Genomic DNA, 12,291 nt, shown 5'->3' with positions numbered 1-12,291 from the left:
GGACGCGACTGCGGCGGCCTCTCGCAAGAGGGGCCGCCGTCTTCTTATCGGCTGCGGTAGCGAAGGGCGTCGACGAGGAGGGCGAAAGCGGGGGTCGGCTGGCGGCGGCTGGGGTAATAGAGGTGGTACCCGGAGAAGGGCGGGGTCCAGTCGTCGAGGACGGTGACCAGACGGCCCTCGGCGATCAGGGGCGCGACCTCGTCATGCATCATGACGGCAAGCCCCATGCCGGCGAGGACGGCGCGCTGGACCAAAGCCATGCTGTTGAAGATCAGCCGGCCGGCGACGCGGACATTGGTCGCCTGACCGTCCTTCTCGAACTCCCACGCATAGAGGCCGCCGAGGGTCGGCAGGCGATAGTTGATACAGGCGTGGTCGGCGAGGTCGTGCGGGGTCGCGGGTGCGCCCTGACGGGCGATGTAGTCGGGCGAGGCGATCACGACCATGCGCAGGTCCGGGCCGATGGGGACGGCGATCATGTCCTTGCCCAGCCGTTCGCCCAGACGGATGCCGGCGTCGAAACGCCCCTCGACCAGATCGGCCAGGCTGTCGTCGACCGAGATCTCGACCTTGATGTCGGGATAGGCGGGCAGGAGGCGCTCCAGCACGGGCCACAGCACCTTGCGCGCCGCATGCTCGCCCGAGGTGATGCGGATGGTCCCGGCCGGACGGTCGCGCAGGTCGCCCAGCGCCGCGACCCGCTGTTCGATGTCGTCGAAGGCCGGGCGCAGGGTCTCCAGCAGCCGTTCGCCGGCCTCGGTCGGGGCGACGTTGCGGGTGGTCCGGACCAGAAGGCGCAGGCCCAGACGGGTCTCCAGCCGCCGCACCGTGTGGCTGACCGCCGACTGGGAGGTGCCCAGTTTGGCCGCCGCCCGGGTGAAGCTGCGTTCCTCCGCCACGACCATGAAGGTCGAGAGGTCGCCCAGCTCATCGCGCTTCATTCATGAATCCTCGACATAGGTGCATGCCGATATCTGCGCCTAATCGAAGGGCCGAACCAGTCCTAGATTATCCTCACTGAAACCCGAGGGCCCGTCCGGACGGCGCCCTCTTCGCCTGCTGGAGCGCCCCATGAAGACCATCGGTTACGCCGCCCATTCGACCACCGCGGCTCTGGAGTCCTGGACCTTCGAGCGGCGCGAACTGCGCGCCAATGACGTGCAGATGGAGATCCTCTACTGCGGCGTCTGCCACTCGGATCTGCACCAGGCGCGCAACGACTGGGGCTGGTCCTCCTATCCGGTGGTGCCGGGTCACGAGATCGTCGGCGTGGTCACCGCCGTCGGCCCCGAGGTGAAGAAGTACAAGGAAGGCGACCGCGTCGCCGTCGGCTGTATGGTCGACAGCTGCCAGCACTGCGACCAGTGCGACAAGGGCGAGGAGCAACTCTGCCGCCACGGCAACACCCAGACCTATAACGGCCGCGACCGGGTGACCGGCGACCCGACCTACGGCGGCTATTCCAAGCATCTGGTGGTGCGCGAGGAGTTCGTCCTGTCGGTGCCCGACAGCCTGGATATCTCGAAAGCCGCGCCCCTGCTGTGCGCCGGGATCACCACCTGGTCGCCGCTCAAGACCTGGGGCGTCAAGGAAGGGACCCGCGTCGGGGTCATCGGCTTGGGCGGTCTGGGCCATATGGCGGTCAAGCTGGCCGCCGGTCTCGGCGCCCATGTCACGGTGCTGAGCCGCACCGCCGACAAGGAGGCCGATGCGAAGGAACTGGGCGCCCACGCCCTGCTGGTGTCGTCGGACAAGGCGGCGATGAAGGCGGCGGCCAACAGCCTGGACCTGATCATCGACACTGTGCCGGTCAAGCACGACCTCAACCCCTATATGCCGCTGCTCGACATCGACGGCACCCTGGTCATCGTCGGCCAACTGGGCCCGATGGAGGAGATGTCGACCCTGCCCCTGCTGCTGGCGCGGCGCCGCGTCTCGGGCTCGCCCATCGGCGGCATCCGCGAGACCCAGGAGATGCTCGACTTCTGCGGCGAGAAGAACATCCTGCCCGACGTCGAGATGATCCGCATGGACGAGATCAACCACGCCTTCGAGCGGATGGAGAAGTCCGACGTCCGCTACCGCTTCGTTATCGATATGGGGTCGCTGGAAGCCCCGGCCGAAGCGGCCTGATCACGTCAGAGTAAAGGGGGGGCGGCCGATCGGGCCGTCCCTTTCCTTCTTCAGAGCCCGTCTGACCGTCCAGTGTGACGGAGTGATCCCGGCTGCCTTCGGCCCGGCGGACTGACATCAAGACAGGAGCCTTCCGATGAAGATGCGCACACTTGGAAATGCGGGCCTTGAGGTCTCGGCCCTCGGCCTCGGTTGTATGGGCCTGAGCGCAGCCTATGGGCCGGCGACGGAGACGACGGAGGCGGTGACGTTGATCCGGGACGCCTTCGATCTGGGGGTGACCTTCTTCGATACGGCGGAGGCCTATGGGCCGTTCGTCAATGAGACGGTGGTGGGCGAGGCGCTGGCGCCGATCCGCGACAAGGTCGTGATCGCGACCAAATTCGGCTTCGACATCGATCAGACGACCGGAGCGCGCAGCGGCGGGACGAACAGCCGCCCCGAGCATATCGTGGCCGTGGTCGAGGCCATGCTGAAGCGGCTGAAGACCGACCGCATCGACCTTCTGTATCAGCACCGGGTCGATCCGGCCGTGCCGATGGAGGAGGTCGCCGGGGCCGTGAAGGGGCTGATCGAGGCGGGCAAGGTGCTGCATTTCGGCCTCTCGGAGGCCAGCCTCGACTCCATCCGCCGCGCCCATGCGGTGCAGCCGGTGACGGCGCTGCAGAACGAGTATTCGCTGTGGACGCGGGATGTGGAGACCAACGGGGTGCTCGACCTGTGTGAGCAGCTCGGCATCGGTTTCGTGCCCTTCAGCCCCTTGGGCGCCGGCTTCCTGACCGGGAAGATCGATGCGGAGACGGCCTTCGCGCCCGGCGATTTCCGCTCCATCTCGCCGCGTTTCACCGCCGAGGCCCGAGCGGCCAATACGGCCTTGATCGATCTGCTGAAGGCGACGGCGGAGCGCCACGGTGTGACCCCGGCCCAGATCGCCCTGGCCTGGCTGCTGGCGAAGAAGCCATGGATCGTCCCGATCCCGGGCACCACCAAACTGCACCGGCTGAAGGAAAACCTCGGCGCGGCGGAGATCGAACTGACGCCCGAAGACCTGACCGCCATCGGCGCCGCGGCGGCGCAAATCGACATCCAGGGCGCCCGCCTCCCCGAGGCTGTTCTGGCCATGACCAACCGTTGATTGGAGACCTCCCCATGACGACCATCGCAAAACGCAAACTCGGAAACCTTGAGGTGTCGGCCCTCGGGCTCGGCTGTATGGGGCTGAGCTTCGGCTATGGCGCCGCGACCGATACAAAGGAGGCCGTCGCCCTGATCCGGGCCGCAGTGGAGAAGGGCGTCACCTTCTTCGACACGGCCGAGGTCTATGGGCCCTTCACCAATGAGACCGTGGTTGGCGAGGCTTTGGCGCCGTTCCGCGATCAGGTGGTGATCGCGACCAAGTTCGGTTTCGCGCTCGATCCCGAAAAAGGTCCGCTCGGCGGGCTCAACAGCCGCCCGGACCATATTCGCAAGGCCGTCGAGGGTTCGCTGTCGCGTCTGGGGATCGAGACCATCGACCTGCTGTACCAGCACCGCGTCGATCCCGAGGTGCCGATCGAGGACGTGGCGGGCGCGGTCCGTGACCTGATCGCCGAGGGCAAGGTCAAGGCGTTCGGCCTGTCCGAGGCGGGCGTCCAGACCATTCGCCGCGCCCACGCCGTCCAGCCGGTGGCTGCGCTGCAGAGCGAATATTCGCTGTGGTGGCGCGAGCCGGAGGCGGAGATCCTGCCGACGCTGGAGGAGCTGGGCATCGGCTTCGTGCCGTTCAGTCCACTGGGCAAGGGCTTCCTGACCGGGGCGATCAAGGCCGACGAGACCTTCGACAAGAGCGATTTCCGCAGCAGCCTGCCGCGCTTCCAGCCCGAAAACCGCGACGCCAACCAGGCCCTGCTCGACATCATCGAGGCCTTCGCCGGACAGAAGGGCGCGACCCCGGCCCAGATCGCCCTGGCCTGGCTGCTGGCCCAGGCGCCGTCGATCGTACCGATCCCGGGCACGACCAAACTCCACCGGCTGGAAGAAAATCTCGGGGCCGTCGTTGTCGAACTGACGGCCGAGGATGTCGAGGCCCTGAACACCGCCTCGGCGACGCTGCAGGTGACCGGCGACCGCTATGCGCCGACGCAGCAGAAGATGATCGACCGTTGATTTGACCGGCGAGGGGAGGCGGTTCGGGAAAGCCGTCCTATATGGGCGACATGACCACGCGAACCGCCTCCTGCGACTGCGGACAGCTCAGCATCACCGTCGAGGGAGAACCTCGCGGGGTGGGGGTCTGCCACTGCCTGTCCTGTCAGCGGCGGACGGGCAGCGTCTTCGCCGCGCTGGCCGGCTTCCGCGGCGAGTGGAGCATGAGCGGACGGGCGACCGAATATGTGCGCACCGGCGATCAGGGGGCGAAGTTCCGCTTCCGCTTCTGCCCCGTCTGCGGCTCCAATGTCTTCCATACGGAGGAGGGGTTCGAGGACCGGTCGGTGAGCATTTCCGTCGGGGCCTTCGCTGACCCGACCTTCCCGCCGCCGTCCGATAGCGTCTACGACAGCCGCCGCCATCCGTGGGTGGGCCTGCCCGAGACGGTGCAGGTCTGGGACAAGGATCCGGAATAGGCCGTGTCCGCAGGTTGAATACGGCCTGCGACGCCGTGGCGGCCTTGAATGGCGCAGGCCGTTCAGATATTGCGACCCATTCTCAGATTTGCGTCCTCCCCGACGCCGTTGAAAGTCGCGCCCATGTTCCGTTCCGTCCTCCTCGCCTCCTGCTGCGTCTTCGCGGTTTCCGGTCAGGCCTTCGCCCAGACCGCTCAGGACGCCACGGAGCTGGAAGAGGTCATTGTCACGGGTTCGCAGGTCACCCTGACCGCCCCCTATGCCGGTGGCCAGGTGGCGCGCGGTGGTCGCGTCGGCCTGTTCGGATCGCTGGGCGTGATGGACACCCCTTTCGCCACGACCAGCTACACCGAGGAACTGTCGCGGAACCAGCAGTCGCGCAGCGTCGGCGACGTGCTGCAGAACGATCCGGCGGTGCGGGTGTCCAAGGGCTTCGGCAATTTCCAGGAGCTGTATGTCATCCGCGGCTTCCCGGTCTATTCGGACGACATGACCTATAACGGTCTCTACGGCATCCTGCCGCGCCAGTTCGTGGCGTCGGAGTTCCTGGAGCGGGTCGAGGTCTTCCACGGCGCGACCGCCTTCCTGAACGGCGCGGCACCCGGCGGATCGGGCGTCGGCGGCGCCTTCAACCTGACGCCCAAGCGGGCGGGCGCCGAGCCCCTGACGCGTGTGACCGCCGGGGTCGAGGGCGGCGGCGAACTCTATCTGGCCGGCGACGTCGCCCGCCGCTTCGGCGCGGACAATGAATACGGCGCCCGTCTCAACATCGTCCGTCGCGACGGCGAGAGCACGGTCGACGGCGAGGATCGCCAGCTAACCGCCATCGGCCTGGGTCTGGACCGTCGCGGCGAGCGGGCCCGCTTCTCGGTCGACGTCGGCTATCAGGACCATCACATTGACGCCCCGCGTCCGACCGTGACGCCGTCGGGCGCCGTTCCGGCCGCGCCCTCGGCCGACGTCAACTACGCCCAGCCCTGGACCTATACCGACGAGAAACAGGTCTTCGGCGCGGCACGCGGCGAGTTCGACCTGACCGAAAGCGTGACGGCCTGGGCGGCCTTCGGCGGCCGTCAGGGCAAGGAAGACAATGTCCTGGCCAACCCGAGCGCCGACGCCGCCGGCAATCTGAGCACCTATCGCTTTGACAACGTCCGCGAGGACACCGTCTGGTCGGGCGATGTCGGCGTCCGCGCCGAGCTGACCACCGGTTCGGTCGGGCACCGGATCGTGGCCTCGGCCTCGCAGGTGCAGTCGAAGTCGAAGAACGCTTGGGCGGGCAATTTCGGCGGTCTGCTGGTTGGAACCCTGACCAACCCCGTGGCCATCGCCGCACCGGCGAACGTCAGCTTCTCGGGCGACCTGTCGAACCCGAACGTGACCGAGCGGGTCGACAACTCCAGCCTGGCTCTCGCGGACATGCTGTCCTTCATGGACGGCAAGCTGCTGGTCACGGCGGGCGTCCGCTACCAGAACATCGAGACGAAGACCTACGACTACAACACCGGCGCCCTCGGCTCGTCCTACACGGGCGACGCCACCACCCCGGCCTTTGCGGTGGTGTTCAAGCCGGTCGACCGGGTCTCGCTGTACGCCAACTACGCCGAGGCCCTGATCCCCGGGAAGGTCGCGCCGGCCGTGGTCAACGGCGTGACGGTGACCAACGCCGGAGAAGTTCTGGACCCGTTCGTCGGCGAGCAGTTCGAGGTCGGCGCCAAATATGACGCCGGGACCTTCGGTGGCTCGATCAGCCTGTTCCGAACCACCCTGCAGACCGAGCTCTTCACCCCGACCAGCGCCACGACCGGCACCTACGGCTCGGGCGGCGAACAGCAGAACCAGGGCGTCGAGCTCAGCGTCTTCGGTGAGCCGGTTTCGGGCCTGCGCCTGCTGGGCGGCCTGACCTGGCTGGACGCCGAGGTCGAGGGCGGCGCCCATCCGATCGGGGTTCCGGAGTTCCAGGGCAACGTCAACCTCGAGTGGGACGTGCCGCAGCTCGCCGGCCTGACGCTGGAAGGCCGCGGGGTCTACACCGGCGAGCAGGAGGTTAATGCGGCCAACACGGTCCAGCTGGGCAGTTGGACCCGGTTCGACGCAGGCGTCCGCTATGAGCTGAATGTCGCCGACCAGCCGGTCACCCTGCGGGCCCGGGTCGAGAACCTGGCCGACAAGGATCAGTGGGTCGCCGTCGGCGGCTATCCGGGCGCCAACTATCTGACGCTGGGCGCGCCGCGCACCCTGCGGGTCTCGATCTCGACGGACTTCTGAGGCGGATGACGCCCGGCACGATCCGCGCCTGGTCCTGGGTTCACAAATGGTCGAGCCTCGTCTCGACCGCCTTTCTGCTGATGCTGTGCCTGACCGGCCTGCCGCTGGTCTTCACGCATGAGCTGAACCATCTGCTGCTCGACCAGAGCTGGCAGGCGGCTGAACCCGATGCGCCGAAGAAGAGCCTCGACGAGGTTCTGGCCACGGCGCTGGCGCGGGAGCCGGGCGACGTGCCCGCCTTCGTGAGCTTCGACGAGGACCGGCCGGTGGTGAACGTCACCAGCCGCCCCGCCGACGGCCCGGCGACGGCCTTCCACTTCCAGCCCATCGACCAGACGACGGGCGAGGCGGCCCCGCCGGTCGCGGGCCATCCGCTGCTGGAGTTCCTGCTGCAGCTGCATACGGACATGTTCCTCGGCCTGCCCGGGATGCTGTTCCTCGGCGCGATGGGTCTGCTGCTGATCGCGGCCATCGTCTCGGGTGTGGTCCTGTACGCCCCCTTCATGCGCCGGCTGCCGTTCGGGACGCTGAGGCTGGAGAAGGCCGCGCGCACCCGCTGGCTGGACTGGCACAATCTGCTCGGTATCGTGACCGTGGCCTGGGTGACGGTGGTGGGACTGACCGGGGTGGTGAATACGCTCGCGACGCCGATCCTGACCGTGTGGAAGAATACGGCGCTGAAGGAACTGACGGCGGAGTATGCGGCCCCGGTCGCGACCGGCGAGCGGGCCTCGCTGGATCAGGCCGTGGCGCGGGCGAAACAGGCCCTGCCGGGCAAGACGCTGCAGTTCGTGGCCTTCCCGGGAACCGACTATTCGACGGATCACCACTATGCCGTCTTCTTCCACGGCGACACGCCGCTGACGGCGCACCTGACCACCCCGGCCCTGATCGACGTGCGGACCGGGGAGCTGGCGGCGGTGGCCCCGACGCCCTGGTATGTGAAGGCGCTGAGCCTGTCGCAGCCGCTGCATTTCGGCGACTACGGCGGACTGGGGCTGAAGATCGTCTGGGGCCTGCTGGACCTCGCGACCATCGTCATCCTCGGCTCGGGCCTCTACCTCTGGCTCGCGAAGAAGAGGAAGCGGGCGTGAAGCGCGGGAAGGATCTCACGGCATGGGCCGTGTTCGGCGTTCCGCTGATCCTCGGCGTCCTGGCCCTGATCGGGCTGGTGGGGGCGCTGCTGGAGAACGGCCTGTGGGACGGGCTGGGCGCGGCCCTGCTGGCGACCTCGGCGGTCGCCGTGGCCTGGGCCCGGTTCAGACGCCGATAGGCCCTAGTGAGCGGCGGTCGCGGACCGGGGCACGGAGAAGATGATCACCCCCTCGAACTCGCCGACGCGGCGGCCGACCGAGGTGACGCGCGGATCGCGCACGGACTCGCGCGGGCAGGCCAGAAGGTCGGCGCTGTCATCGAACAGTTCCGAGGTCTTGTAGGTCTCGCCCAGCAGCCAGCAGGGGCCGCCCGGTTGCGGATAGCCGCGCTCGACCACCTTCAGCCGGTCGGAGAGGTCGCCGTAGGCCCGGGGCTGGGTCGGGATTGTCGTGCAGGCCGACAGCAGGGCGGCGAGGCCGAGGGTTCCGGCGGCGATGAGGCGGCGCATGACGGGTCTCCGACAGACAGTGAAGCTACGAACCCCACCCTGCCGGACCGCAGGTTGTTCGTCGAGTGACGAATGGGCGACGGGAGGGGCGAATTGTCCCGGGACGGCGTGGGGCAACGCTTCCGCGGCTGTGACGTTCGACTCCGCGTTCCACAAGGGGAGATGATCATGGCGACGCGACCGACCTGGCACGGCCATCTGAAGCTGTCGCTGGTGACCTGTCCGGTGGGGCTCTACACGGCGACGGCGTCGAACGCCCACGTCAGCTTCAACCTGATCAATCCGGAGACGAACAATCGCATCCGGATGGTGCCGACCGATCCGGACACCGGCCCGGTCGAGCGGGCCGATCTGGTCAAGGGCTATGAGGTGTCGAAGGACGAATACGTCCTGTTCGACGACGCAGACTTCGACAAGGTGAAGCTGGAGACGACCCACACCATCTCCATCGACAGCTTCGTCGACGAGGCCGACATCGACCGTCTGTACTGGGACGATCCCTTCTTCGTCGTGCCGGAGAAGGGCGTCGGGGCCGAGGCCTTCGCCGTCATTCGCGACGCCATGAAGGCGGCGGGCAAGGTGGCCATCGGCAGTCTGGTGCTGCGCGGCCGCGAGCGGCAGCTGGCGCTGGAGGTGCGCGGCAAGGGGCTGGTCGCCTGGTCCCTGCGCGCCCATGACGAGGTCCGCGACGCCGACGACTATTTCGACGACATCCCGGCGGTGAAGCCCGACAAGGACATGGTCGAGATCGCCACCCGGATCATCGCCCAGAAGGAGGCGGACTTCGATCCGACGACCTTCAAGGATCGCTACGACGATGCCCTGCGCGATATGATCAAGGCCAAGCAGAAGGGCGGCAAGGGTCTGGTCGAGGTCGAACAGCCCGACGACACCAATGTCGTGGATCTGATGGCGGCGCTGCGGAACAGTCTGAAGGGATCGGCGTCGGGCAAGGCTCCTGCGAAGAAGGCGGCGGTGAAGAAGGCTCCGGTGAAGAAGGCGGCCGCGAAGAAGAAGGCGGCCTGATCGTTTGAAGCTCTGGGTCCCCGCCTGCGCGGGGATGAGCGGAGAGATCAAAGCCCCATCTTCTTCAGCGCCGGTTTCAGGCTGACCGCGCCGTCGCGGAAGTCCGCCCACGGATCGGCCTTCTTCAGCAGGGCCGGGGCCGTGCGGATGTTGAAGGCTTTCGGGTCCAGCCCCGCCTTCACCTGACCCCAGCTGAGGGGGAAGGCGATGCCGGCGCCGGGGCGGGCGCGGGGCGACCAGGGAGCGACCGCCGTCGCCATCCGGCTATTGCGCAGATAGTCGAGGAAGATCTTTCCGCCCCGCGCCTTCTTGGCCAGGGTCGTGGTGAAGCGGTCGGGGGCGTCGAGGCGAATGGCCTCGGACACGGCCCTGGCGAAGGCCTTGTTCTGCTCCCAGCTGATCTTCGAGCGGGCGTCGGTCCTGATCGGGACGACGACATGCAGCCCCTTGCCGCCGGTCGTCTTGACGAAGGGGTTGAGGCCGAGCGTTTCCAGCTTCGCCTTCACGACCTTCGAGGCCGCGATCACATCGGCGAAGTCGAGGCCGACGTCGGGATCGAGGTCGAAGGTGATCTGTTCCGGCGTCTCGGGATCGCCGGGCGCGCAGCCCCAGGGGTGCAGCTCCAGCCCGCCCGACTGGCCGATGGCGACCAGGCCGCCGACGTCCACGACGGCGACATAGGGTTTGCGCTCATGCACATCGATCAGCTTCAGCCGCGGGTTGGAGCCGGGCATGGCGTGGCGCTGGAAGAACTGTTCGCCGCCGATGCCTTCCGGAGCGCGGATGATCGAGGTCGGGCGGTCGGCGACATGGGGCAGGAGGCGTTCGGCGACGGTCTCGTAATAGCGGACGAGGTCGGCCTTGGTGATCGGGTCCTCGCCGTCATGGGCGGGCCAGAGGATTTTCTCGGGATGGGAGATGGTGATCCCGGCAACGACGAGCTTGCCGGGTTTGGCAGCGGTCTTCGTCAGGGTCAGCCTGGGAGGAGGCGCGGCCTTGTCGCCCTTCGGCATGGCCGGCGTCTGAGGCAGGGCGTCGACCTCGGGAGCGGTCTTGTCGTCGCGCAGGCCCTTGAAGGCGGCCTGCCGGAGCGAGCCCGAGTCGGTATAGCCGCCGTGCTCGATCTCGGCGACGAGGACGGGCTTGAGCCAGTGGATCGTCTCGCCGCCGGTCTTCCTCGGGGCCGGGCCGGCGAAGGGGCTGCGGTCGGCGGCGGCCTTTTCGAGCGCGGGCAGAAGGGTCTTCAGCAGGGGCGCGGCGTAGCCCGTGCCGACACGGCCGAGTGGGCGCAGGCCCGTGGGTTCGTTGATCCCGACGATCAGGGAGCGGAAACGCTCTCCTTCGGAGGTCCAGCCGCCGATGACCACCTCGTCGCGGCCCCGGCATTTGGACTTGACCCAGGAAGCCGACCGGCCGGCGTGATACGGGGCGTCGAGCCGTTTGGAGATGACGCCCTCGAGATCCATCCGGCAGGCGCTTTCCAGCACCGCCTTGCCGCTGGAGGCGAAGTGATCGACGTAACGTATGCGTTTCGCCGCCGCCTTGGGGATGCGGTCCAGATAAGCCTGAAGCCGCGCCTTGCGGTGCGACAGGGGCAGGGCGCGCAGGTCCTCCGATCCCTCGAACAGCAGGTCGAAGGCGAAATAGATCAGGCCGCCGGTGTCCCCGTCCGAGATGGCCGCCTGCAGGGCCGAGAAGTCCGGGCTGGCGTCTTCGGTCAGGGCGCAGAGCTCTCCGTCGATCACCGCGTCGGGCCATTTCGCGGCGTCGGCGGCGTGTTCGGGGAAGCGGTCGGTCCAGTCGAGGCCCTTGCGGGTGCGCAACGTCGCCCGGCCGCCGCCGACCCCGATCTGGAGCCGGTAACCGTCGAACTTGATCTCATGCGCCCAGCCGGCGGCCGAGGGCGGATAGTCGGCGATGGAGCAGAGCTGGATGGGCACGAAGGCGTGGGGTTTCGTCGCCGTGGAGGTCTGGGCCCTGGAGGCCTTCGGCTTGGGCGGCGCCTTGCGGCCGGTGGGTTTGGATGAGGTCCACTGCGTCTTGCCGTCGGCGATCTCGGCCATCGTCCGGCCGGTCGTGACCGAGGCGTCGATCTCCATATTGGCGTCGCCCTCGCCGTCGACGGTGTATTCGTCGATCTCCTTGATCAGCAGCCAGTTGTTCCGTTTGGACGGCTTGCCGCGGTCGGACCGGAGCCGGATCAGGGCCCATTTGCCCTTCAGCCGTTCGCCGTCGAGGATCATCTTGATCTGGCCCTTCTTGAAGGCGGCCTCCAGATCCGGCTCCTGCGGCGCCCAGGTCCCCGTGTCCCACATCTGCACCGTGCCGGCGCCGTAGTTGCCGCCCGGAATGGTGCCCTCGAAGGAGCCGTAGTCGAGCGGATGGTCCTCGACCTCGACGGCCAGCCGTTTGACGGTGTGGTCCCGCGACGGCGCCTTGGTCACCGCCCAGGACTTGAGCACCCCGTCCGCCTCGATGCGGAAATCATAATGCAGCCGCGTGGCGGCGTGGCGCTGGATCAGATAGCGACCGCCGGGTGTGTTCGATTTCGCCTGCTTCCCCTTCGGCTCCGGCGTCTCCCCGAAATTCCGCTTCGCCTGATAGGTCTTCAGCTCGCCCAGCATCGCCGCCTCCTCGTCCGAACGGCAACGTTTGGGA

General features: G+C 67.7%; 11 protein-coding genes. 8 read left to right on the top strand and 3 right to left on the bottom strand.

Features of this window, described 5'->3' with window-relative positions:
* Window positions 1-44 precede the first annotated feature (44 nt).
* On the bottom strand, window positions 45-941 hold the full coding sequence (locus tag AC07U0_RS05090) for a LysR family transcriptional regulator (protein WP_494718927.1): 897 nt from the start codon (window positions 939-941) through the stop codon (window positions 45-47).
* A gap of 130 nt (window positions 942-1,071) precedes the next feature.
* Between AC07U0_RS05090 and AC07U0_RS05085 the strand changes: the two genes are divergently transcribed.
* From AC07U0_RS05085 to AC07U0_RS05055, 7 genes are all read left to right on the top strand, one after another.
* Window positions 1,072-2,133 carry an NAD(P)-dependent alcohol dehydrogenase gene (locus AC07U0_RS05085; protein ID WP_494718926.1) on the top strand — a complete coding sequence of 354 codons (1,062 nt, stop codon included), beginning with the start codon at window positions 1,072-1,074 and terminating at the stop codon, window positions 2,131-2,133.
* 136 nt (window positions 2,134-2,269) lie between these two features.
* Window positions 2,270-3,268, top strand: coding sequence for an aldo/keto reductase (locus tag AC07U0_RS05080; protein WP_494718925.1), 999 nt, complete (start codon window positions 2,270-2,272; stop codon window positions 3,266-3,268).
* Between the two features lie 23 nt (window positions 3,269-3,291).
* Entirely contained in the window at window positions 3,292-4,278 is a 987-nt protein-coding gene (locus AC07U0_RS05075) for an aldo/keto reductase (RefSeq protein WP_494719191.1), read from the top strand.
* Between the two features lie 50 nt (window positions 4,279-4,328).
* Window positions 4,329-4,736 (top strand): GFA family protein, encoded by a 408-nt coding sequence (locus AC07U0_RS05070; RefSeq protein ID WP_494718924.1) that lies wholly within the window; start codon window positions 4,329-4,331, stop codon window positions 4,734-4,736.
* 123 nt (window positions 4,737-4,859) lie between these two features.
* The gene (locus AC07U0_RS05065) at window positions 4,860-7,004 is read left to right on the top strand and encodes a TonB-dependent receptor (protein ID WP_494718923.1); all 2,145 of its coding nucleotides are present in this window, start codon (window positions 4,860-4,862) and stop codon (window positions 7,002-7,004) included.
* Window positions 6,914-8,098 carry a PepSY-associated TM helix domain-containing protein gene (locus AC07U0_RS05060; RefSeq protein WP_494718922.1) on the top strand — a complete coding sequence of 395 codons (1,185 nt, stop codon included), beginning with the start codon at window positions 6,914-6,916 and terminating at the stop codon, window positions 8,096-8,098. The genes AC07U0_RS05065 and AC07U0_RS05060 overlap by 91 nt, the downstream gene beginning before the upstream one ends.
* Window positions 8,095-8,277 (top strand): hypothetical protein, encoded by a 183-nt coding sequence (locus AC07U0_RS05055; protein WP_494718921.1) that lies wholly within the window; start codon window positions 8,095-8,097, stop codon window positions 8,275-8,277. Before AC07U0_RS05060 ends, AC07U0_RS05055 begins: the two co-directional genes overlap by 4 nt.
* Before the next feature lie 3 nt (window positions 8,278-8,280).
* On the opposite strand, the gene AC07U0_RS05050 is transcribed toward AC07U0_RS05055, so the two are convergent.
* Complete coding sequence (locus AC07U0_RS05050; RefSeq protein ID WP_494718920.1) at window positions 8,281-8,607, bottom strand: hypothetical protein; 327 nt, start codon at window positions 8,605-8,607, stop codon at window positions 8,281-8,283.
* A 168-nt stretch (window positions 8,608-8,775) separates the two neighbouring features.
* On the opposite strand from AC07U0_RS05050, the gene ku reads away from it, so the two are divergent.
* Window positions 8,776-9,633: a non-homologous end joining protein Ku gene (gene ku, locus AC07U0_RS05045; protein WP_494718919.1), complete on the top strand. Its 858-nt coding sequence runs from the start codon at window positions 8,776-8,778 to the stop codon at window positions 9,631-9,633.
* A gap of 47 nt (window positions 9,634-9,680) precedes the next feature.
* Here ku and ligD read toward each other — a convergent pair whose 3' ends face one another.
* Window positions 9,681-12,257, bottom strand: a complete 2,577-nt coding sequence (gene ligD / locus AC07U0_RS05040; RefSeq protein ID WP_494718918.1) for a DNA ligase D — start codon at window positions 12,255-12,257, stop codon at window positions 9,681-9,683.
* Window positions 12,258-12,291 lie beyond the last annotated feature (34 nt).

The sequence above is a fragment of the Brevundimonas sp. GW821-FHT02A10 genome, from assembly GCF_059422025.1.
Note: the sequence above shows the minus strand (reverse complement) of the source record. Positions and strands in the feature narration are given on the sequence as shown.

Excerpts from the sequence above, each read along its gene's own strand:
- ku (WP_494718919.1), top strand. The coding sequence starts at position 8,776 with ATGGCGACGCGACCGACCTGGCACGGCCATCTGAAGCTGTCGCTGGTG.
- ligD (WP_494718918.1), bottom strand. The coding sequence starts at position 12,257 with ATGCTGGGCGAGCTGAAGACCTATCAGGCGAAGCGGAATTTCGGGGAG.
- AC07U0_RS05065 (WP_494718923.1), top strand. The coding sequence starts at position 4,860 with ATGTTCCGTTCCGTCCTCCTCGCCTCCTGCTGCGTCTTCGCGGTTTCC.
- AC07U0_RS05050 (WP_494718920.1), bottom strand. The coding sequence starts at position 8,607 with ATGCGCCGCCTCATCGCCGCCGGAACCCTCGGCCTCGCCGCCCTGCTG.
- AC07U0_RS05080 (WP_494718925.1), top strand. The coding sequence starts at position 2,270 with ATGAAGATGCGCACACTTGGAAATGCGGGCCTTGAGGTCTCGGCCCTC.
- AC07U0_RS05085 (WP_494718926.1), top strand. The coding sequence starts at position 1,072 with ATGAAGACCATCGGTTACGCCGCCCATTCGACCACCGCGGCTCTGGAG.
- AC07U0_RS05090 (WP_494718927.1), bottom strand. The coding sequence starts at position 941 with ATGAAGCGCGATGAGCTGGGCGACCTCTCGACCTTCATGGTCGTGGCG.
- AC07U0_RS05070 (WP_494718924.1), top strand. The coding sequence starts at position 4,329 with ATGACCACGCGAACCGCCTCCTGCGACTGCGGACAGCTCAGCATCACC.